This window comes from Dactylosporangium salmoneum (assembly GCF_039532525.1).
Classification (GTDB): Bacteria; Actinomycetota; Actinomycetes; order Mycobacteriales; family Micromonosporaceae; genus Dactylosporangium; species Dactylosporangium salmoneum.
Map to the genome: position 1 here is coordinate 373,950 of NZ_BAAARV010000005.1, position 21,015 is coordinate 394,964.

At 72.8% G+C, this 21,015-nt stretch carries 18 protein-coding genes; 8 read left to right on the top strand and 10 right to left on the bottom strand.

Going from position 1 to position 21,015, the window contains the following annotated elements; genetic code table 11:
- Positions 1 to 2: 2 nt before the first annotated feature.
- Positions 3 to 1,289 carry an adenylosuccinate synthase gene (locus ABD352_RS04545; RefSeq protein WP_344610901.1) on the bottom strand — a complete coding sequence of 429 codons (1,287 nt, stop codon included), beginning with the start codon at positions 1,287 to 1,289 and terminating at the stop codon, positions 3 to 5.
- A gap of 81 nt (positions 1,290 to 1,370) precedes the next feature.
- Between ABD352_RS04545 and ABD352_RS04550 the strand changes: the two genes are divergently transcribed.
- Both ABD352_RS04550 and ABD352_RS04555 read left to right on the top strand, forming a co-directional pair.
- On the top strand, positions 1,371 to 2,246 hold the full coding sequence (locus ABD352_RS04550) for a diacylglycerol/lipid kinase family protein (RefSeq protein WP_344610902.1): 876 nt from the start codon (positions 1,371 to 1,373) through the stop codon (positions 2,244 to 2,246).
- 186 nt (positions 2,247 to 2,432) lie between these two features.
- Positions 2,433 to 4,532, top strand: coding sequence for a MinD/ParA family ATP-binding protein (locus ABD352_RS04555; RefSeq protein WP_425553464.1), 2,100 nt, complete (start codon positions 2,433 to 2,435; stop codon positions 4,530 to 4,532).
- Here ABD352_RS04555 and ABD352_RS04560 read toward each other — a convergent pair.
- Positions 4,529 to 4,942 carry a DUF3151 domain-containing protein gene (locus tag ABD352_RS04560; RefSeq protein WP_344610903.1) on the bottom strand — a complete coding sequence of 138 codons (414 nt, stop codon included), beginning with the start codon at positions 4,940 to 4,942 and terminating at the stop codon, positions 4,529 to 4,531. The two genes, ABD352_RS04555 and ABD352_RS04560, sit on opposite strands and share 4 nt — an antisense overlap.
- Before the next feature lie 183 nt (positions 4,943 to 5,125).
- On the opposite strand from ABD352_RS04560, the gene ABD352_RS04565 reads away from it, so the two are divergent.
- Together ABD352_RS04565 and ABD352_RS04570 are read left to right on the top strand one after the other, a co-directional pair.
- Entirely contained in the window at positions 5,126 to 6,346 is a 1,221-nt protein-coding gene (locus ABD352_RS04565) for an LOG family protein (protein ID WP_344610904.1), read from the top strand.
- Between the two features lie 108 nt (positions 6,347 to 6,454).
- Positions 6,455 to 7,591, top strand: coding sequence for a hypothetical protein (locus ABD352_RS04570; protein ID WP_344610905.1), 1,137 nt, complete (start codon positions 6,455 to 6,457; stop codon positions 7,589 to 7,591).
- A gap of 73 nt (positions 7,592 to 7,664) precedes the next feature.
- Here the strand turns inward: ABD352_RS04570 and fbaA are convergent, their stop codons facing one another.
- Positions 7,665 to 8,690, bottom strand: a complete 1,026-nt coding sequence (gene fbaA, locus ABD352_RS04575) for a class II fructose-bisphosphate aldolase (RefSeq protein WP_344610906.1) — start codon at positions 8,688 to 8,690, stop codon at positions 7,665 to 7,667.
- Positions 8,691 to 8,976: 286 nt separating this feature from the next.
- Here fbaA and ABD352_RS04580 point away from each other — a divergent pair, with 286 nt between their 5' ends.
- The gene (locus tag ABD352_RS04580) at positions 8,977 to 9,189 is read left to right on the top strand and encodes a hypothetical protein (RefSeq protein WP_344610907.1); all 213 of its coding nucleotides are present in this window, start codon (positions 8,977 to 8,979) and stop codon (positions 9,187 to 9,189) included.
- On the opposite strand, the gene ABD352_RS04585 is transcribed toward ABD352_RS04580, so the two are convergent.
- The 5 genes from ABD352_RS04585 to amrS form a co-directional block, all read right to left on the bottom strand.
- Complete coding sequence (locus ABD352_RS04585; RefSeq protein WP_344610976.1) at positions 9,186 to 10,199, bottom strand: LCP family protein; 1,014 nt, start codon at positions 10,197 to 10,199, stop codon at positions 9,186 to 9,188. The genes ABD352_RS04580 and ABD352_RS04585 overlap by 4 nt on opposite strands.
- The gene (locus ABD352_RS04590; RefSeq protein ID WP_344610908.1) at positions 10,199 to 10,723 is read right to left on the bottom strand and encodes a SigE family RNA polymerase sigma factor; all 525 of its coding nucleotides are present in this window, start codon (positions 10,721 to 10,723) and stop codon (positions 10,199 to 10,201) included. Before ABD352_RS04590 ends, ABD352_RS04585 begins: the two co-directional genes overlap by 1 nt.
- Before the next feature lie 100 nt (positions 10,724 to 10,823).
- On the bottom strand, positions 10,824 to 11,711 hold the full coding sequence (locus tag ABD352_RS04595; RefSeq protein WP_344610909.1) for a phytanoyl-CoA dioxygenase family protein: 888 nt from the start codon (positions 11,709 to 11,711) through the stop codon (positions 10,824 to 10,826).
- Positions 11,712 to 11,865: 154 nt separating this feature from the next.
- Positions 11,866 to 12,642 (bottom strand): AmmeMemoRadiSam system protein B, encoded by a 777-nt coding sequence (amrB, locus tag ABD352_RS04600; RefSeq protein ID WP_344610910.1) that lies wholly within the window; start codon positions 12,640 to 12,642, stop codon positions 11,866 to 11,868.
- Entirely contained in the window at positions 12,639 to 13,703 is a 1,065-nt protein-coding gene (gene amrS / locus ABD352_RS04605) for an AmmeMemoRadiSam system radical SAM enzyme (protein WP_344610911.1), read from the bottom strand. The genes amrB and amrS overlap by 4 nt, the downstream gene beginning before the upstream one ends.
- A 64-nt stretch (positions 13,704 to 13,767) precedes the next feature.
- Between amrS and ABD352_RS04610 the strand changes: the two genes are divergently transcribed.
- From ABD352_RS04610 to ABD352_RS04620, 3 genes are read left to right on the top strand one after another with little or no spacing between them, the layout of a single operon-like run.
- Positions 13,768 to 15,123, top strand: coding sequence for a 3' terminal RNA ribose 2'-O-methyltransferase Hen1 (locus ABD352_RS04610; protein ID WP_344610912.1), 1,356 nt, complete (start codon positions 13,768 to 13,770; stop codon positions 15,121 to 15,123).
- On the top strand, positions 15,120 to 17,573 hold the full coding sequence (locus ABD352_RS04615) for a polynucleotide kinase-phosphatase (protein ID WP_344610913.1): 2,454 nt from the start codon (positions 15,120 to 15,122) through the stop codon (positions 17,571 to 17,573). Before ABD352_RS04610 ends, ABD352_RS04615 begins: the two co-directional genes overlap by 4 nt.
- A gap of 25 nt (positions 17,574 to 17,598) precedes the next feature.
- A complete protein-coding gene (locus tag ABD352_RS04620) occupies positions 17,599 to 18,408 on the top strand; it encodes a DedA family protein (RefSeq protein WP_344610914.1) in 810 nt (269 codons plus the stop codon).
- Between the two features lie 415 nt (positions 18,409 to 18,823).
- Here ABD352_RS04620 and ABD352_RS04625 read toward each other — a convergent pair whose 3' ends face one another.
- Both ABD352_RS04625 and ABD352_RS04630 read right to left on the bottom strand, forming a co-directional pair.
- Positions 18,824 to 20,539 carry a substrate-binding domain-containing protein gene (locus tag ABD352_RS04625; protein ID WP_344610915.1) on the bottom strand — a complete coding sequence of 572 codons (1,716 nt, stop codon included), beginning with the start codon at positions 20,537 to 20,539 and terminating at the stop codon, positions 18,824 to 18,826.
- 57 nt (positions 20,540 to 20,596) lie between these two features.
- Positions 20,597 to 21,015, bottom strand: a 419-nt coding sequence (locus ABD352_RS04630; RefSeq protein ID WP_344610916.1) for a class II aldolase/adducin family protein, incomplete at its 5' end; no start/stop codon positions are given.

Here is a 21,015-nt window from a genome sequence, read left to right on the forward strand (position 1 = left end):
GCCTAGATGAGAGGGTGCCGAACCACGTTTTCGTCCCGGCCCGGACCCACCCCCACGATCGACACGCGGGTGCCGGCGAGCTCCTCGATCCGCTCGATGTAGCGGCGCGCGTTGGCCGGCAGGTCCTCGAAGGTGCGGGCCTTGGAGATGTCCTCCCACCAGCCCGGCAGCTCCTCGTAGACCGGAGTGGCGTGGTGGAACTCGGTCTGCGTCATCGGCATGTCGTCGGTGCGCTTGCCGTCGACCTCGTAGGCCACGCAGATCGGCACCTTCTCCAGGCCGGAGAGCACGTCGAGCTTGGTCACCACCAGGTCGGTGATGCCGTTGAGGCGGGTGGAGTACCTGGCCACGACCGCGTCGTACCAGCCGGTGCGCCGCTCGCGGCCGGTGGTCGTGCCGTACTCCCGGCCGACCTTGCGCAGGTGCACGCCGTTGTCGTCGAAGAGCTCGGTCGGGAACGGGCCGGAGCCCACGCGCGTGGTGTAGGCCTTGGTCACGCCGATGACCTGGGTGATCGCGGTCGGCGGGATGCCCGAGCCGACGCAGGCGCCGCCCACGGTCGGGTTGGAGGACGTCACGAAGGGGTACGTCCCGTGGTCCATGTCGAGCATCGTGGCCTGGGCGCCCTCGAGCAGGACCGTGCGGCCCTCCTCCAGGCCCCGCCACAGCACCTGGCGGGTGTCGGTGATGTACGGCCGCATTCGCTCCGCGTAGGTGAGGTACTCCTCCACCACCGCGTCGACGTCGATCTCCTTGCGGTTGTACACCTTGAACAGCACCTGGTTGCGCTCGCGCAGCACGATCTCGAGCTTCTTGCGCAGGATGCCCGGGTCGAGCAGGTCCTGCACCCGGATGCCCATCCGGGAGACCTTGTCGCCGTAGGCCGGCCCGATGCCGCGGCCGGTGGTGCCGATGCGCGACGAGCCGAGGTAGCGCTCCACCACCCGGTCCAGGGCCCGGTGGTGCGGCATGATGAGATGTGCGTCACCCGAGATCATCAGGCGGGACACGTCGACGCCGCGCTCGGCCAGCCCGTCGATCTCGGTCAGCAACACCTTGGGGTCGATCACCACCCCGTTGCCGATCACGATTGCCGCGTTGGGCCACAACGCGCCCGACGGCATGAGGTGCAGGGCGAACTTCTGCCCGTCGGGCGTCACCACGGTGTGACCCGCGTTATTGCCGCCCGAGTAGCGCACGACGTAGTCGACGCTACCGCCAATCATGTCGGTAACCTTGCCCTTGCCCTCGTCGCCCCACTGTGCGCCGATGAGCACGATCGCTGGCATGTCTGCTCGCCCTCCAAGGTGGGCGACCCGCGTTCGCCCGGATGCCAGGCTAACAACCTTCGGAAAGGCAGGCTGACAACGGTGGTCGACATCGTGCTGCTGGCGCTCGGCGAAGAGTCGCAGTGCGGCTGCGACAACGGCGCTTGCGGCACCCGTACCCCCATTCTCGCCTGCCGCGACGCGTTGCGTGCGGCGGATGCCGAGGTGAGCACGGTCGTCGCGCACGACGACAAGGAGATCGACGCGGCCCTGCGGGGGCTGCCGGAGGCCCGGCTCGTCGTCGCCTCGGCCGCCGACGGCCAGCTGAGGGCCGTGATGCGCCGGCTGGTGCGGATGTACGCCCCGGCGCCCAGCAAACGGCCGGAGGGACTCCCCGCCGATCGCACCATCCCCGACCTGCCGCCGATCGGCATCCTGCCACTCGGCCCGGACGCGACCGACCTGGCCACCCGGCTCGGCCTGCCGCGCGACCCCGCCGAGGTGGCCGCCGCGGTCCTGGGCGGCAAGGCGCGCCGGCTCGACCTGCTGCGCAACGACGGCGGCTCGGTCACGCTCGACGGCGCCCTGCTGGGCGGGACCGACGCGAGCGGGACGGCCGGCACCTACCTGGCCCGGATCGAGGTCGACGACGCGGTGCTCGCCGACGGGACCGAGCCGGTGCTCGTGTCGGTGGTGGCCAACGCCGCCCGGTACGCCACGGTCGACGGCCTGCCGCTGGTCACCGCCCCGGTGATGGACGACGGCGTGCTCGACGTGGCGGTGGCCGTGCCGGTCGCGTCCCGGAGCCTCTTCCGCCGCCCCCGGATGGAGATCCAGGTGCGCCGGGCCCACGGCCGGGCGGTGGCGATCGCCCCTCGCGCCGACGTCCCGTTCATCGACGACGGGGTCGAGGGCACCCTCAGCCGCAAGCGGTCCTGGTGGATGGAACGCGCCGCCTGGGCCGTATACGTGCCATAAGGCCCGACGTTCGCACGTATGTCGGGGCGCGACCTCGTCGCATACCGTGGTAGGGCACCGCGGGGAGGGATGCGAGACGTGAACGACATGGTCTGGCCGCCGGACGAGAACATCGACGGACGGCGGGAGCGGCCCGGCGCGGGCGGCGAGCATGCCGGGTCGCCGTGGTCGCAGCCGCCCGGGAGCGTGGATCCGCTGGCCTGGCCGGTGCGCGAGGATCCCCCCGAGGAGGGGCTGCAGCACGGGCGGCCGGTGTCGCACGGCTCGGGCGCGGGCGATGCCGCGGCGCCGGGGTCGAACGCGATCCCGATCTCCGGGGGCGGCGGCATTCCGGTCGCCGGTGGGATTCCGGTCGGCGGGCCGTTCGGGGCGCCGCAGGAGGTGCCCGGACAGCGCGCGCCGGTCTCCGGACCACCCGGGCCGCCCAACCCGTTCGCCTCGGCACCCGGGCCCGTCTCCGGGCCGCCGAACCCTTTCGCCGGGCCCGTTTCCGGGCCGCCGGCCGTCGTGTCCGGACCGCCCGGGCCTCCGGCTGATCCGGGACCCGTTCCTGGGCCCATCTTCGGGGCGCCACCCGCTCCCGGGCCGGTGCCCGGACCTCCCGGACCCGGGCCGAACGCCGGGCCGCCGCCCGCGCCGATCTTCGGGCCGCCGCCGTCTCCCGCGCCCGGACCTCCCATGCCTCCCGGACCCGACGCCGGGCCGCCGGCCGCGCCCATCTTCGGGGCGCCACCCGCTCCCGGGCCGGTGCCCGGACCTCCCGGACCCGGGCCGAATGCCGGGCCGCCGCCCGCGCCGATCTTCGGGCCGCCGCCGTCTCCCGCGCCCGGACCTCCCATGCCTCCCGGGCCCGACGCCGGGCCTCCGCCCGCGCCCGTGTTCGGGCCGCCGCCCACGCCCGGGCCGGTCTCCGGACCGCCCGTTTCCGGGCCGCCCGTGTCGGCGCCGCCCGGGCCGCCCGAAGACGGTGGGACGCGGCCGCCGGTGATGCCGTTCGGGCCGCCGACCGGGCAACTTCCGCCGCAGGCGCCGCCCGCCGCGCCGCTTCCGGGCGGTCCGGCCGGTGGGCCGCCGTTCGGGGCTCCTGGCGTACCGGCGCAGCAGCCTCCGGCCGGGATGCCGGGCCTGCCGCCCCCGCCTCCGGGCGGGATGCCCTACGGTCCGCCTCAGCCTGCGATGCCACCGGGCGGGCAGCCGCCCTTCGCGGGACCGCCGCCGGGGTATCAGGCACCGCCGCCCGGATATCAGCCGCCGCCGGGCCAGCCGCCGTTCCCGGGGCCGGCCGGCGCGAACGGGCCGGCGACCGTGGTGCCGCCGCTGCCGCCCATGCCCCAGGACAACTGGCACGACGGCAGCACGCCGACGGCGGAGGAGTTCGCGCGGCGGCGGCAGGCCAAGCCGGCCGACCCGATCGCCTCGCGGGGCGTGCGCGGCGCGCTGTCCAAGGGGACGATGGGGCTCGTCGCGCTGTCGCCGGGGCGGCGGGAGATGGAGTACCGCCAGGAAGTCGAGATGGTCCGCCGGAACTTCGGCGGCCTGCGCCAGGTGACCGTCGTCAACCCCAAGGGCGGCGCCGGCAAGACCGTGGCCGTGCTGCTGCTCGCGATGACCTTCGGGCAGAAGCGCGGCGGGTACGTGCTGGCCTGGGACAACAACGAGACCCAGGGCACCCTCGGCATGCGCGCCCAGCAGGACTTCCACACCCGGACCGTGCGCGACCTGCTGCACGACCTGCAGAACTTCCAGGGCGCGCAGGGGCGCATCGGGGACCTGTCGCAGTACGTGCGGGCGCAGGGCGAGGGCATGTTCGACGTGCTCGCCTCCGACGAGTCGGCCACGGCCGGCGAGATGCTGACCGCCGACGCGTTCGGCGAGATCCGCGACGTGGTGAGCCGCTTCTACAAGCTCATCGTGGTCGACACCGGCAACAACGTGCGGGCCGAGAACTGGCAGGCCGCGATCGACGCGACCGACCAGCTCGTGGTCACGATGTCGGCCCGCAACGACTCTGCCGAGACCGCCTCGCGGATGCTCGACCACCTGGAGCAGCACGGCCGGCAGCGGCTCGTGCGCCAGGCGGTGACCGTCGTGTCGATGCCGCCGAGCCGCCGCCACGTCGACGTCCCGGCGATCACCCGGCACTTCGCGGCCCGCACCCGGACCGTGCTGATCGTGCCCTACGAGCGGTTCATCGACTCGGGGGAGCCGATCCAGTACCCGGGCCTGTCCGCGGCCAGCCGCGACGCCTGGCTCAAGGTCGCGGCGGCCGTGTCGGAAGGACTCTAGCCAAGAGCGGCGGTGGCGGCCGGGTCACTGTCGTTGAGGAAGGTGGCGCAGCGCTCGGCCTCCTCGGTCTCGCCGATCGCGCCGGCGGCCGTGCCGAGCGCGTGCAGCGCCCGCAGGAAGCCCTGGTTGGGCTCGTGCGCCCACGGGACCGGCCCGGCGCCGCGCCAGCCGCTGCGGCGCAGCTGGTCGAGGCCGCGGTGGTAGCCGGTGCGGGCGTAGGCGTACGCGGTTACCGGCTCGCCGGCGGCCAGGGCCAGCTCGGCGAGGCGGGCCCAGGCGGCGCTGTAGGACGGGTACGCCGCGGCGACGGCCTTGACCGCCCCCTCGGTGTCGGCGTTGGCCAGCTGGTCGGCGGCGGGCGGGTCGGCGGGCAGCAGCGTGGGCTCGGGGCCCGGCAGCAGGTTCTGCATGCGGCAATTACACCAGAGAAGACCTGACTGAACGGTTGAGCCCGCGTCCCGCGCGCGGATGGTGTGCGCTCCCACGGGCCGTACTACAAATGAAAGTCCGGAGCCTCCCCAGGACCCGGTTCGCAATGGCTCGATCTCCGGATCGGGCCATTGCCCTTTGTGGGGGTTTGCAAGTATTAGCCCGTGCCAACGCCGCCACCACCAGACGTAGTAGCCCTCCACGACCACTCGCCCGAAGAGATCGAGTCGCCCGAGGAGCTGCGCTTCCACCTGAGCCAGGGCACCCTCGCCGGCAAGACCGTGCAGGGGCTCGACCTGAGCGCCGTCGACCTGTCCACAGTGGACGTCGCCGACACGCTGTTCATCGGCTGCCACTTCGCCATCCTCGACCACGTCGTCGACCTGCTCCTGCGGCGCGCGGTCGTGGTGCCCGAGTTCGCCGGGATCCCCTACCCGACGCACCCCTCCCAGCTGTACAACCCGGAGGACCTCGCGGCCGGCTTCGCCTCCGGCGGCTTCGAGGGCATGTTCGACACCCTCGTCTACCGCCACTTCCGCGCCACCGGGGGCGCCACCCCGGAGATCCGCGAAGCCGTCGCCCAACGGATGCACGACTCCGGCATCGACAACGCGCTGGCCAACGTGACCGCCGGCTGGATCGGCGCGCGCGGGGCGGCCGCCGCGATCGGCATCATGGGCGGGCACGCCGCACCGCGCGGCGCGGCCGAGTACCGCAACGCCGCCGAGCTGGCCTGGCACCTGGCCCGGGCCGACCGGCTCGTGGTGACCGGCGGCGGCCCCGGCGTGATGGAGGCGGCCAACCTCGGCGCGTTCCTGGCCGAGCACTCCCTCGACACCGTGCGCGCGGCGATCGACACCCTCGCCGGCGCGCCCGACTTCCACGACCACGATCCCTACACGGCGGTGGCGCTGGAGGTACGGCAGAGCTTCGCCCGCCCGGTCCCGCCCACCCCGGACTCCGCCGAGCCCGCCGACCAGGCCGCCGTCGACCCGGTCGCCTGGGCCAGGCACGGCGGCCTGGCCATCCCGACGTGGCTCTACGGCCACGAGCCGGCCAACCTGTTCGCGGCCAAGATCGCGAAGTACTTCTCCAACGCCATCCGCGAGGACACGATCCTGCGGCTGTCCCGCGGCGGCATCGTCTTCGCCCCGGGCATGGCCGGCACGGTCCAGGAGGTCTTCCAGGCCGCGACCAAGACCTTCTACGCCACCGACGGCGCCAGCGGCCCGTTCGTCTTCCTCGACGTCAAGCACTGGACCGAGCGCCTGCCCGTCCGCACGCTGCTCGAGCCGCTGCTGGCCGGCTCCCCGGGGGGCGACCTGCGCTCCCTCATCCACCTCACCGACGACGTCGCCGAGGCCGCCGAGATTCTGGCCGGATAACTGAGGGCGATTGAGCAATACGTAGAGTAACTCGACTGTTACTTTGGGTCGTCAAAGCTTGCGACTGCGGTTCCACCGCCGCACCGCACCAGAGAGGACCCGACCCAGATGCAGCTCCACCGATTCTGGCGGAAGCGAGCCGTCGCGCTGAGCTTCAGCGCGACGGCCGCCACGGCCGCGATCGTCGCGGGCGTGCCGCACGTGGCCTACGGCGCCACGCTGACCGGCACCATCACGATCACCTCACCGACCACCGGCAAGCTCGCGGCGGCCACCGCGAAGCAGGTCATCCTGCTCACCGTCAGCGGGCAGACGCTGTCCGAGGCGCTCGTGACCGGCGTGAACCTCGGCACCGACGCGAACTGCCAGAACATCCCGACGTACATCGTCACCAGCGCGACCACCATCGCGGTGAAGACGCCCACCGGCGGCTGCGCGGCCACCACGGCCACCGGCGGCGACGGGATCGACATCCTCTTCGCCGGCGGCAACACACTGAGCAAGGCCAGCGGCCTGTTCTTCATCAACGCGCCGGCGATCGCCAGCGCCGACCCGGTGTTCACGGAGAACAGCGCGCTGCTGACCCCGCCGATCACGCGGTTCGTCTCCAACGGCGGCCAGATCGTGCGGGTGACGGCGGGCTCGGCCTTCGCGTTCGACCCGCGATCCTCGGCCGGCCTCGCCGTCTCCTTCGGCGGCAAGGCCGGCACCGAGGTCAAGGTCTACGACGGCACCACCAACGCGGTGATCCCGGCCTCGACCAGCAGCGCGCCGGCCGCCGGCAACTACCTCACGTTCAAGACCGCGACCGGCATGTCGACCGCCGACGCGAGCCTGACGATCACGCAGGGCGGGGTGAGCAAGGCGTTCACCAGCACCGACACCGGCGCCAGCATCGTGGCCTCGCCGACCGTCACGTCGCTGAGCGTAACCTCGGGCAAGACCAAGGCGTCGACCAGCACCGTCATCACCGGGACGGGCTTCTCCAAGACGCTGGCCGACTACGGTCAGTCGGGCACCTGGGCGGTCAACTTCTGCGGCACTGCCGGCGCGGTCACCGCGGTCAACAGCGCCGGCACCAACCTCACCGTGACCACGCCGGACGTCACCAACGACGCCAACGGCCTCGGCGTCGGCAACTTCTCCGGCTCCTGCCCGGTCACCGTCGTCGACAACACGGTGCAGGGCAGCCCGGTGACGAGCCCGGTCACCCCGGGCAGCTACTTTCAGTTCCTGAGCGAGTAGCGCCTTCAGGCACCCCGAACAGACCAAAACGGCCCGGCTGAGCAGCCGGGCCGTTTCGTTGTGCGCGGGGTGGTTACTTGCTGAGCGTGGTGCCGGTCGAGCGCAGGTGCTCGCAGGCCTCGACGACGCGGGCGGCCAGGCCGGCCTCGCCCGCCTTGCCCCAGGCGCGCGGGTCGTAGGCCTTCTTGTTGCCGACCTCGCCGTCGACCTTCAGCACGCCGTCGTAGTTGCTGAACATGTGGGCGGCGACCGGGCGGGTGAACGCGTACTGCGTGTCGGTGTCGATGTTCATCTTCACCACGCCGTAGTCCAGCGCCTCGCGGATCTCGGACAGCAGCGAGCCGGAGCCGCCGTGGAAGACCAGCGACAGCGGCTTCTCCTTGCCGAACTTGGCGCCGACCGCGTCCTGGATCGTCTTGAGGATCTCCGGGCGGAGCTTGACGTTGCCCGGCTTGTACACGCCGTGGACGTTGCCGAAGGTCAGGGCGGCCATGTAGCGGCCCTTCTCGCCGAGGCCGAGCTTCTCGACCATGGCCAGGCCGTCCTCGACGGTGGTGTACAGCTTCTCGTCGATCGCGCCGACGACGCCGTCCTCCTCGCCGCCCACGACGCCGACCTCGATCTCGAGGACCACCTTGGCCGCGGCCGTCTGGGCCAGCAGCTCCTCGGCGATGTCGAGGTTCTCGCCCAGCGGCACGGCCGAGCCGTCCCACATGTGCGACTGGAAGAGCGGCTCCTCGCCCTTGGCCACACGCTCGGTCGAGATCGCCAGCAGCGGACGGACGAACTTGTCCAGCTTGTCCTTCGGGCAGTGGTCGGTGTGCAGCGCGATGTTGACCGAGTACTTCTTCGCCACCTCGTGGGCGAACGCGGCCAGCGCGACCGAGCCGGTGATCATGTCCTTCACGGTCGGGCCGGAGACGTACTCCGCGCCACCGGTCGAGACCTGGATGATGCCGTCGCTCTCAGCCTCGGCGAAACCACGGATCGCCGCGTTGAGCGTCTGAGACGACGAGACGTTGATCGCCGGGTAGGCGAACGCGCCGGACTTGGCGCGGTCGAGCATCTCGGCGTAGACATCGGACGAGGCGATGGGCATGACGGCGCTCCTTGACTGTTTGGATCGTGCGGTTTTGGAGCCGACAGCACGGCTCCACGCGGACCGCGCTGTCCTGCCACGGATTATCTCGCAGCCGCGAGTGTCGCTCGACGCCGGGTGACCGGCGCGGGCGTTTCTCCGGCAAGCGCGGACGATTCCTCGCGGGCAGGAGGACGAGCCGGGGGAATTACCCGCCCCGGGGGCGAACCGCGCGGAACAGTCGTACGGTTGAGGGCGGCCCGCACGAGCGACCACGACAGCGAGAGCGACAAGGGAGCCACCGGCGATGACCCAGCCAGACGAGGACCTGCTGACCGTCGACGACCGACTCGACCCCGACGTCCGCGACCCCGAGGCCCCGCCCGAGGACGCCGCCGAGCAGGCCCAACCGGCCAACCCGCTGGACCGGCCGCAGGCCCTTCACGCGCGGCCGTGGGAGGCCAACGAGTACGACGCCATCGAGCAGGACCGCGAGGTCGACCTCAACGACGAGTACTAGGACCCGTATGCCGGGTGGGCGGCGAGCCAGGGCCCGACCGCACCGGAGCGCAGGGCGTCGTAGAGCCCGTCGCCCCCGGGCACCGGCAGGCGCCCCGGCTGCTCGCCCTCCGCGGTGGCCACGGTCGGCAGCCGCACCCCGGCCACCGTGGCCGGGTCGACGCCGCGCATCATCCCGGCCACCCCGGCCAGCGAGCCGGTCCCGAGGTGCAGCTCCAGGCCGGAGCCGGCCGCGGCGAGCACGGCGGGCAGCCGCGACGGCTGGGCCGCGGCCTTGGCCAGCGCCACCAGGTAGTCGTGCAGGGCCCGGTCGTTCCCGCTTCCGACCGACTCGCGCAGGTAGTCGACCGCCTCGGGGGCGTCGAAGTGCCGGCACCCCGGCTGGTACACCATGGCCGGGCGCTCGTAGCCGGGCGGATTCTCCCCGTCGTCGGCGAGGTGGCGCGACTGCACTTGCCGGTCGACGCACAGGTCGACGCCGCCGGCCGCCGCGGTGATCTTCTCCATCGCGGCCACGTCGACGACCGCGCCGCCGTCCAGCGGCACGCCGGTCAGCCGGGTCATCGCGTCGGCCGCGAGTTGGTAGCCGCCGACGAGGTAGGCGCCCTCGGCCCGCTGGCGGCCGAGGCCGGGCAGGTCGAGCAGCAGGTCGTGCGGCACGACGACGGCGTAGGCGGCCCGCCGGGCAGGGTCGATGTGCAGCAGGACGATGGCGTCGGCCCGCACCTGGGCGGGCAGGTCGCGGCCGGTCCGGTCGATGCCGACGAGCAGCAGGTGGATCGGGTGCTTCGGGGCGGCAACGTCGGGCGAGGTGTGCCTGGGCAGCGCGAAGACGGGCCCGGTGAGCAGCGCGACGGCCACCGCAAGGGTGCTGAGCAGGCCGGTCCAGGCCCAGCGGCGGCGGGCGCGGCGGCGCCGGGCGCCGGAGAAGATGGCGGCCCGCAGCCCCGGGTGGGCGACCGGGACGAGCTCCTCATGGCGCGCGAAAGTGTCGCGCAGCAGCTGGTCCATCACGCCGCGTCACCGCCGCCGGTCAGGGCCGGGGCGACCTGGGTCCGCAGGGTGGCCAGCGCCCGGGAGATCCAGGAGCGCACGGTGCCCACCGGGCGGTCGAACACCTCGGCGATCTCGCCGTCGGTGAGGCCCTCGTAGTAGCGCAGCACCAGGGCGGCGCGCTGCTGGCGGGGCAGCCGCCCCAGCCACAGCCACATCTGGTCGCGCTCGACCACGCTGTCGGCGTGGTCGTTGACGTAGCCGCCCCCCGCGCGGGGCTCGACGGCCGCCTCGAGGTCGACCCCGCGCAGGGCGACCCGGCGCAGCCACGAGCCGCGGCGCAGGTCGACGTAGGCGTTGGTGATCATGCGCTTGACGTAGCGCTCGGGCAGGTCGGCGGCGGCGATCCGGCGCCACTGCAGCTGGGCCCGGATCATCGTCTCCTGGACGAGGTCCTGCGCGGTGTGCGGATCGCCGGTGAGCATCACGGCATAGCGCAGCAGCGCCTGCAGCCGCGCCTCGACGAACTCCTCGAACGTCAAACCGAACCCCTCCGCCGGGCCCGCAGGCTGTTCGCCGGGTCCCGCCCCATAGACGAAGTGGGACCCGCCGAACATTGCGTCGGCTACGCCGATCATGCCTCTAAGGAATCAACGGAGGGAAGCTCGGGTCGAGCAGGCCGCGCTCGCGCAACGCGACGTAGAGCGGCGTCGACTCCGGGTAGTGGCCCCAGTGGTGGTCGCCGTCGCCGACCCCGACGCCGCCGAGGAGCTGCTGCTGCACCTGGTTGAGCTTCGGCCACCACGGCTTCGACGGCAGGCCGGCCACCGCGTCGCGGATCTGGATCCAGCGGTACGTGTACCCCAGGAACACGCAGCGCCGGGTGACCTCCGAGTAGTTGAACGAGCGGGCGTGCCAGATGCGGCGGTCGAAGAAGACCACGTCGCCGGCGTCGACCTTGACCTGCGTGGCGCCGGCCGGGGCCGGCCACGGCACGTCGCGCTTCGGCGGGCCGGGCAGCCAGTTGGTCTTGTGGCTGCCCGGGATCAGGGTCAGGTTGCCCCGGCCCTCCTCCGACACGTCCGAGAGCCAGTACGCGAGCTTCACCGACAGCCGCGGCCGCGGGTCGGTCTCGATCTCCCGGTTCTGCCGGCCGCCGTCCTGGTGCCAGTGCCACCAGTCGGGCTTCGGGGCGCGGATCGTCGGGTGGACGTCGAGGTGCGAGTGGTAGATGTGCACGTTCCAGCCGAGCGTCGACCAGACCATCGGCAGCGTGGCCGGGTGGTCGATCAGGTCCGCCAGCTCCGGGCAGCTGGTGACCGCGCTGAGCAGGTGGAGCGAGCCGTCCGCGGCGCGCGGGTGGGTGGCGTGCGCGACGTCGAGCACCGACGCGTAGTGGCGCACCTCGTCCGGGCTCAGCACGCCCTTGAGCACAAGGTAACCGTCCGTGTCGAACTGCTCGCGCTGCTCGCTCGTCATCGGCACCCAACCGGCGCCGGTCGCCGCTCCGGCGGTCGTCGTCGCAGACATGCCCCGTCTCCAGTTCCGGCGCCGTCCGCCGGCGCCTCCAACCCGCTAGACGGTGTGGGGACGCCTCCCCGGCGGTCGTCTTTTCGGCCAGGGTCTTTTAACCGAAACGGGCGCAACGGAATAGACGGTCGTAACGTCGGTGTCGTGCTAACGACTACGGAGCGCTACGCGTGAAAGAAGCGGCCGCGTAGCCGACCACCCGGTCGGCGGGGCCGCCCTCATCGGCGGACGTCGCGGTGTGCAGCAGCCGCACCTGCGGCCCCAGGTCGCGCGCCCAGGCCAGCAGGCCGCGCAGCGCATGGCGCCCGCAGGCGTCGCGCTCGCCGATGCGATCGGGCTCCAGCCGTACGATGGCGGCGGTGGTGTCCTTGTCGACGCGCTCGGCGTCGGCCCGGGGCAGGTAGTGCGACAGGTCGGTGCTGCACAGCACCAGCGAGCCCGGCACGGCGACGACGGACAGCAGCGCGGCCACCGCCTCGGGCTGCGCCGGCCCGACACACACGGGCAGCACCCGGCCGAACCCCAGGACCTGCAGGAACGGCAGTTGCACCTCGAGCGAGTGCTCGGGCGCGTGCGGCCCGTCGTCGGCGGCGGCCAGGCCGCCCGCCACCAGGTCGCGCGCGCCGTCGACGTCGATCTCCACATCGCCCAGCGGGGTCGACCAGACGCGCTCGGCCGGCACGGCGGCCCCGCGCAGCGGCACCCGGTGGGACGGGCCGATCAGCACCACCCGGTCGAACTCGCGGCCGGCCAGCCGGGCGTAGACGTGCGCGGCCGTCGGCCCGGACCAGCGGTAGCCGGCGTGCGGCACCACGTACGCGAACGCGTCGTCGGGCTCCACCGGCACGGCCGCCAGCAGGCCGTCGACGGCGGCGCGCAGCTGCGCCGGGTCGCCCGGGTAGAAGCTCCCGGCCACCGCGGGCGGCCTCACGCCACGCTCACCGGCAGCCGCCGTCGGCCCCACGACCCGACCGGGCCCTCGTAAACGCCGGGCATCGCATATCCGCAGGCGGCGCAGTGCCCGTCGTCGGTCAGCCGGTAGGACACCATCTCGTACCAGTCGCGCTCGACCGCCGCGGCGCCGCAGCCCGGACAGCGGGTCGTCTGGCCCTGCGGGTCGTGGACGTTGCCGGTGTACACGAAGCGCAGCCCGGCATCGAGCGCGATCCGCCGGGCGCGGCGCAGCGTCTCCGGCGGGGTGGGTGGCACGTCGCGCATCTTGAAGTCGGGGTGGAACGCGGAGAAGTGCAGCGGCACGTCCGGGCCGAGGTGCTCCAGAAGCCAGTCACACTGCCGGCGCAACTCGTCGTCGCCGTCGTTGCGGTCCGGGATCAGCAGCGTGGTGACCTCGAACCAGACGTCGGTGCCGCGGAGGTACTCCAGGGTCTCCAGCACCGAGGCCAACCGCGCGAACGTGATCTTCTCGTAGAAGTGCTCGCTGAAGGCCTTGAGGTCGATGTTGGCCGCGTCGATGTGCCGGTAGAACTCCTCGCGCGGCGCGGGGTTCATGTAGCCGGCCGAGACGGCGACCGCCTTGATCCCGCGGGCCCGGCAGGCGTCGGCGACGTCCATGGCGTACTCCATGAAGATCACCGGATCGTTGTAGGTGAACGCGATCGAGCGGCAGCCCAGGCGCTCGGCCGCGGCGGCGAGCTCCTCCGGGCCGGCCGCCGAGCCCAGCGTGTCGATCTCCCGGCTCTTGGAGATGTCCCAGTTCTGGCAGAAGCGGCAGCCGAGGTTGCAGCCCGCCGTGCCGAAGGACAGCACCGGCGAGCCCGGCAGGAAGTGGTTGAGCGGCTTCTTCTCGATCGGGTCGATGCAGAAGCCGGACGAGCGGCCGTAGGTGGTCAGCACGATCTCGTCGTGCTCGCGCTGCCGGACGAAGCAGAAGCCCCGCTGCCCCTCGTGCAGCCGACAGTTGCGTGGGCACACGTCACACTGCACCCGGCCATCATCGAGCCGGTGCCAGTGTGCGGTCGACACCACCGCCATACCTCGAGGCTAGCGCGTGGAAAACGCCTCGGCAGAGCCATTTTCCGCCCCGCATGCTGGCGCCGTGCTGCTGACCGTGTCCACGACCCGCCGCCCGGCCACCGACCTCGGCTATCTGCTGGTCAAGCATCCCGACCGGATGCAGAGCTTCGAGCTGACCTACGGCCGCGCGCACATGTTCTACCCCGAGGCGACCGAGGAGCGCTGCACGGCCGCACTGCTGGTCGAGGTCGACGCCGCCCGGCTGCGGGGCCGCTCGGCGGACGAGACGTTCACGCTGCACCAGCACGTCAACGACCGGCCCTACGCCGCGTCCAGCCTGCTCGCCGTGGCCCTGGGCAAGGTGCTGCGCACCGCCATGCGCGGCGACTCCCGCGACCGCCCGGAGCTGGCCGCCACCCCGATCCCGCTGGAGCTGCGCATCCCGGCGCTGCGCGGGCGGGGCGGCGCCGAGGAGCTCTTCGCGCCGCTGGGCTGGGCGGTGGAGGCGACCCCGATCCCGCTGGACGCCGAGCATCCCGAGTGGGGCCCGAGCCGGTACGTCGACCTGCGCCTCACCGGCACCATGCGTCTCGCCGACGCGCTCAACCAGGTGTACGTCCTGCTGCCCGTCCTCGACGACGCCAAGCACTACTGGGTCTCCCCCGACGAGGTCGACAAGCTGCTGCGGGCCGGCACCGGCTGGCTCGCCGGCCACCCGGGCAAGGCGCTCATCGCCAAGCGGTACCTGGCCCACCGCGCGGCGCTGACCTCGGCCGCGCTCGACCGCCTGTCCGATTCGGAGACTTCGACGGTTTCTCCTCCGCCGGAGCCTCGGCCCGAGTCGCTGCATCAGCTGCGGCGGGCGGCGGTGGTGCTGGCGCTGGCCGACTCCGGCGCCGCCCGGGTGCTCGACCTGGGCTGCGGGCCCGGTGCGCTGCTCGGGGAGCTGGTGCGCGACCCGCGGTACACCGAGATCGTCGGCGCCGACGTGAGCTCCGGCGCCCTGGCCCAGGCCGCCCGCCGCCTGCACCTCGACCGGCTGCCCGAGCGGCAGCGGGCCCGCATCCGGCTGCTGCAGTCGGCCCTGACCTACCGCGACGACCGGCTGCAGGGCTTCGACGCCGCGGTGCTCATGGAGGTCATCGAGCACGTCGACCCGCCGCGGCTGCCGGCGCTGGAGGCGAGCGTCTTCGGCCACGCCGCCCCGGCGACCGTGGTCGTGACCACGCCCAACGTCGAGTACAACGCGCTCTACCCGGGCCTGGCCCCCGGCCGCCTCCGCCACGCGGACCACCGCTTCGAGTGGGACCGCGCGCAGTTCGGCGCCTGGTGCGACGCGGTCGCGGCCCGCTACGGCTACAAGGTCACCCGCTCCGGCATCGGCCCCTCGGACCCGGCCGCCGGCTCTCCCACCCAGATGGCGGTGTTCTCGAAGTGAAGATCCCCGAGCTGTGCCTCGTCGCCCTGGTCGGTGTGACCGGGTCGGGCAAGTCGACCTTCGCCCGGCGGCACTTCGCGCCCACGCAGGTGCTCTCCTCCGACGCCTTCCGGGCCCTGGTCGCCGACGACGAGAACGACCAGTCGGCCTCCGGCGACGCCTTCGACGCCCTGCACTACGTGGCCGGCAAGCGGCTGCGGGCCGGGCGCCTCACCGTCGTGGACGCCACCAACGTGCAGTCCCACGCCAGGCAGGGACTGGTGGCGCTGGCCCGCGAGCACGACGTGCTGCCCGTGGCCATCGTGCTGGACGTGCCCGAGAACGAGTGCTGGGCCCGCACCCAGGCCCGCCCGGACCGCGACTTCGGCCGCCCGGTCGTGACACGGCAGCACCGCGACCTGCGGCGCTCGCTGCGCGGCCTCGCCCGGGAGGGCTTCCGGCAGGTCCACGTGCTGCACGGGCCGGAGGAGATCGCGGCGGCGACCGTCGAGCTGGAGCCGCTGTTCAACAACCGGCGGGAGCTCACGGGGCCCTTCGACATCATCGGGGACGTGCACGGCTGCCGGGCCGAATTGGAGGTACTGCTGGATCGGCTTGGTTATGTGCTGTCGCGGGACTCGCTCGGGCGGCCCGTCGGGGCGACGCATCCCTCGGGGCGGACCGCCGTCTTCGTGGGCGACCTCGTCGACCGCGGCCCGGACGCGCCCGGCGTGCTGCGCCTGGTCATGGGCATGGTCGCCGCCGGCACGGCGCTGTGCGTCTCCGGCAACCACGAGGCCAAGCTGCTGCGGGCGCTGCGCGGCGCCCGGGTCACGGTCTCGCACGGGCTGGACGCGACGCTGGAGCAGCTCGCCTCGGTGCCCGACCTCGACGTCGTGCCCTTCCTGGACGGCCTGATCAGCCACTACGTGCTCGACGGAGGGCGGCTGGTGGTGGCGCACGCCGGGCTCAAGGAGGCGTACCACGGCCGGGCCTCCGGGCGGGTGCGCTCCTTCGCGCTCTACGGCGACACTACCGGCGAGACCGACGAGTACGGGCTGCCGGTCCGCTACCCGTGGGCCCAGGAGTACCGCGGCCGGGCCATGGTCGTCTACGGCCACACGCCCACCCCGGAGCCCGAGTGGGTCAACAACACCATCTGCGTCGACACCGGTTGCGTCTTCGGCGGCTCGCTGACCGCCCTGCGCTACCCGTCGCGGGAGCTCGTCTCGGTCCCGGCCGCGCGCGAGTACTACGCCCCGGTCCGGCCGCTGGCGCCGGCCTCGCCGACCGCCCCGCCCGACTCCTTCGACCTCGCGGACGTCATCGGGCGGCGCTCCCTGGAGACGCCGGCCGGGCGGGTCACCGTCGCCGCCGAGAACGCCGCGGCGGCGCTGGAGGTCATGAGCCGGTTCGCGGTCGACCCGTCCTGGCTGGTGTGGCTGCCGCCGACGATGGCGCCCGCGTCGACGTCGGTGCAGGAGGGGTACCTCGAACACCCGGTCGAGGCGCTGGCCGACTACGCCCGGGCCGGCGTCCCGCTGGTCGTCTGCCAGGAGAAGCACATGGGCTCCCGCGCGGTGCTCAACGTGCGCCGCGACGGCAGCGGCGCGATCTGGACCCGCACCGGCCGACCGTTCTTCCCCGACGCCGCCCCGCTGGTGTCGCGGGTCGTGGCCGCGATCGACGCGGCCGGCCTGTGGGACGAGCTCGGCTCCGACTGGCTGCTGCTCGACGCCGAGGTGCTGCCCTGGTCGGCCAAGGCCGAGCCGCTCATCCGCGACCAGTACGCGAGCGTGGCCGCCTCGGCCGGTGCCGTGCTGCCCGCCGCCCGCGCCGCCCTGACCGCCGCGGCCGCCCGCGGCGTCGACACCGGAGACCTCGCCGGTCGCCTGGCCGTGCGCGAGACCGCGATCGGGAAGTTCGCCGACGTGTACCGCCGCTACTGCTGGCCCACCGACGGCCTGTCCGGCCTGCGGCTGGCCCCGTTCCACGTGCTCGCGGCCGCGGGCGCCAACCACGCCCGGCGCCCGCACGAGTGGCACCTGGCGCTGGTGGACCGCCTGGTCGAGGCCGACCCGGAGCTGTTCGCCACCACCCGGCGCCTCGTGACCGACCCCGCCGACCCGGCCGCAGCGACCCGCTTCTGGCTGGACCTGACCGAGGCCGGCGGCGAGGGCATGGTGGTCAAGCCGGCCGCCGACGCCGGCCCGCGCGTCCAGCCGGCGCTGAAGTGCCGCGGAAGGGAGTACCTGCGGATCATCTACGGCCCCGACTACACCGAACCGGACCGCCTGGCCGCCCTGCGCAACCGCGCCCTGGGTCGCAAGCGCGGCCTCGCCCTGCGCGAACAGGCCCTGGGCCTGGCGGCGCTGGACCTGCTGGCCACCGGAACCCAGCCCTGGCGCGTCCACCAACTCGTGTTCGCCGTGCTGGCCTGCGAATCCGAGCCGGTGGATCCGCGGTTGTAATCGGGCTCACGTACCCTGGGGACCCGTGGGAGAAACGACGCGCGCCGTGGGCGATCTGCTAGCAGTCAATCCGCTCGACGCGAAGGGGCTGCTGAGCACGTTCGGCGTGTTCGGCGTCTGGTTGATCATGTTCGTCGAAACCGGCCTGCTCGTCGGCTTCTTCTTCCCGGGCGACTCGCTGCTCTTCCTCGCCGGCGTCGCGTCGTCGGCCGCCGCCAGCGACCTGCTCGGCACCAAGATGAGCCTGCCGTTGCTGCTGATCGGCGCCCCGATCTGCGCGATCGCGGGCGCCCAGCTCGGCCACTACCTGGGCGCCCGCTACGGCCGCCGCATGTTCGACCGCCCCAACTCACGGATCTTCAAACGGGCGTATGTCGAGAAGGCCGAGCACTACTTCACGAAGTTCGGCCCGGCGAAGGCGGTCGTGCTGGCCCGCTTCATCCCGGTGGTGCGCACCTTCCTCAACCCGGTCGCCGGCGTCGTGGGCATGCCCGCCCGCCAGTTCTTCATCTGGAACATCGTCGGCGGCGTCCTGTGGACCGACGGCATCCTCATCGCCGGCTGGGCCCTCGCCAGCAAGATCCGCGAGCTGATCCCGCCGGAGAAGATCGACACCTACCTCCTGCCGGCGGTCCTCCTCATCGTCCTGATCTCCGCCCTGCCGATCTTCGTCGAGATCTTCCGGGGCTGGCGCGAGCGTCGCCGCGGTGTTGCCCACACCTCGTCGTCCCCGTCCTCGGGCTCCTCCTACGACGACCCCTCCAACGCCCCGACCGCCATCCTCCCGGTCGTGCCCCCGGCGGACCGCCCGGGAAGCCACCGAGTGCGCGACTAGTTACGCTGCGAAGTCGGTTTTTTTGGGTGGTGTACCGTGGGTGATGAACGGACCGGCACCGCGGCGCATGGGACTGGATCGATCGCTCGCATAGACCGCCGCCAACCGGAACCGCCTCAGCAAGGTCGGCGATGACTGATCGGATCGCGCGGGTAGCTCCCGCGCGATCGCGGTGAGCCTGGAAACTCCGGCCGCTCGGTCGCTTCGTCGGGGGAGGCGCGACTGGATCGGGTAGACGCAGGTTGGACGGGACAGCTCGGCGCGGCCCGGACGACAGACTGAGTTCGGCGCGGCGCGGACGAGCGGCTGGGTTTGGCGCGGCGAGGACGGCAGGTAGGCACGACAGGCACAGCCGGGCAGACTCAGTCCGGACGGCCTCGGCAGGGGCGGCAGCCCCGCGACCGGCCGGGGCCGGCTAGCTCGACCGGATAAGCGCCTGCAGGAAGATGTTGCCGATCTGCTCCGGGTCCTGCACGACGAACGCCCGTCCGCCCGTGGTCGCCGCGATGGTGTCGAGCTCCTGCTTGTTGACGTCGGGCCCGATGCCGAGCAGCACGACGCGCACCGGTCGGGTCGGGTCGGTGGCCCGCTCCAGCTCCAGCTGCAGGGTCTCCAGGCTCATGCCGGGCTTGGAGTTGGCGCCGTCGGTGAAGACCACGACGGTGTTCGAGCGGCCGTCCTTGTAGCCCTCCTTGAGGGACCGGTAGGCGGCGAGGACCGTCTCGTACAGGCCGCAGGTGTCGGTCGGCGCCGCCTTGGCCGCCGCGACCGCGCTGGTCAGCCGGGCGCGCTGGCCCTTCGTCAGCGCGGACACCGGGACGATCTGCTGGTAGTCCTTGCCGCCGGGGAGGCCGGCCGCGTACGCCCACAGGCCGAGCTCGCTGTCGTCGGTGAACAGGCCCAGGCCGTCGGTCGCCGCTTTGCGCAGCACGTCGAGGCGCGACGGGCCGCCCTTGGCGATCGGGCGGGTCATCGACGAGGTGACATCCATGAGCGTGAGGACCCGGGACGGGGCGGTGGTGGCGTTCCAGTAGCCGAGCACCTCGGTTATCTTCTCGGCGTCGGACAGGGGCTTGACCAGGGCCTCGGCCTGGGACACGCCGTGGCCGGTCGGGAAGGCGGCGCCGGTGGAGCCGTCGGGGCCGCGGAAACCGAGGCGGGTGAAGGGATCGCGGGCCGCCGTTAGGGCACTGCGCAGCAGTTCGGCCGCGGCCAGGTTCGAGGCCGGCTTGCCGCTCACCACGGCGTACGGGTAGTCCAAGGTCATCGACGGATCGAGCGGCATCGTCACCAATCCGGACAAATCACCATCGATCGCCGGATCAGATGAAAAATCAGACTTGCGTGAAGTTGCGGTGGGTGACGACAAGGACAGAACCTGCTGCTCGCTCGTCAACACAGCCTGCGCGCCCGTCGCAGCAGCCCTCAGCAAGGCGGGCGGGTTCTCGGACAAGGCGATCGAGCGGTACACGCGCACCATGTCGACCAGGCGCTTCGGGTCGGCGGCGATGCTGTCGTACAGCAATCCCGCGCCCGCCAGGCCCGCCGTGCTCCGCCGCGGGTCGACCGCGCCCACCTGCAACTGCCGGGCCGCGACCTTCGACAGCAGCGTGTTCACCTGCTCGGCGCCGATCGCGTGCCCACCCAGGCCCGCGGCCACCTTCTCGGTCGCGGCCAGCACGACCGGGCTGGCGGCAACCGAGGTGACCTGGGCCTCGAAGGCCTCGCGGTTCACGGCCCGCACCCTGGTCAGCCACGCGGTCGAGTCCGGGATCCACACCGTCGGCACGTCCGCGTCGGCGGGCGACGGGCCGGCCGAGGCGCCCGGGATGACCGTCCCACCGTTGCGCGCCGCCAGCAGGGCGGCCACGTCGGCGGACTCGGCGGCGCGGACCTCCACCCGGATGCAGTTCCCCCGCACCTCCGGGCCCTTCGCGGTGAACCTCGCGGCGGCATCGCGCACGGCGGGGGCGATCTCCGGAGCGGCCGCCACCGTGAGCCGCACGCCGCCGGAGCAGGAGCCGCCGCCGGACACCGCGCGCACCGTCACGACGCCCGCGGCACCCAGCACCACGACCGCGCCGATCGCGATGGGGATGCGCAGCGACCGGCCCCGGTTCGGTACATCCACCGTCCACACCCCTTTGACCTGCGGTTCAACGGAGGACGAGTGTAGGCCGAAGATTTTTCAGGCGGTGGCGCCAGGGGTCAACCAGTCGGTGGGCAGCGGCGCCAACGGGCGGCCGAGGGCCAGGGCGCGGTACGTCAGCCGCGCCGCCTCCTCGAGATAGAGCGCCCGCTTGTGGGCCAGGTCGATGGAGTCGGCCACGACGGAGCAGCCGTGCCGCGACAGGATCACGCAGTTGGTGCCGTCGGTGCAGGCCTCGGCGGCCAGGGTGCCCACCTCGGGGCGGCCCGGCGGGACGAACGGGATGGTCGCCACGCGCCGCAGGTAGAAGGCGTGGTCGGTGGTCGCCAACTGGACAGGCTCCCCGATCGCGTCGAGCAGCAGGACCGTCTGCGGGTGCAGATGGATCACGGCGTTGACGTCGGGGCGGGCGCGGTAGGTGGCGAGGTGGAGCGCAAGCTCTGATGTAGGCGACGGCG